Origin of the sequence: Streptomyces sp. WM6372 (genome assembly GCF_001279655.1) — a bacterium.
Taxonomy (GTDB): Bacteria; Actinomycetota; Actinomycetes; order Streptomycetales; family Streptomycetaceae; genus Streptomyces.
In genome coordinates this window covers 1-206 of record NZ_LGDB01000172.1, presented here as the reverse complement: position 1 = coordinate 206, position 206 = coordinate 1, and the positions used below count along the sequence as shown (strand labels likewise).

Annotated in this window: 1 pseudogene; it reads right to left on the bottom strand. The window is 69.4% G+C overall.

Annotation, left to right across the window (positions count from 1 at the left end):
* Positions 1 to 83, bottom strand: a pseudogene (locus ADK52_RS44780) (ABC transporter ATP-binding protein); the annotation flags it as partial.
* Positions 84 to 206: the final 123 nt, after the last annotated feature.

Sequence of the window (206 nt, the reverse complement as noted above, 5' to 3'; positions counted from 1 at the left end):
ACGTGCGCGATGCGGGCGGCGTGGGTCTGCTCCGCTACCGTGCCCTCGGCAGCCTTGGCGAGTGTGGTGGCCATGGTCGTCACCTCCTGGGATGCGTACGTGCGACTTACTTGACGCCGAGGCCGGCGTCGGAGACCGCGGGCTTGCCGGCGGCCTTGAGGACCTTGTTCAGGAGCGTCAGGTCGTAGATGCCGGCGAGGTCGGGC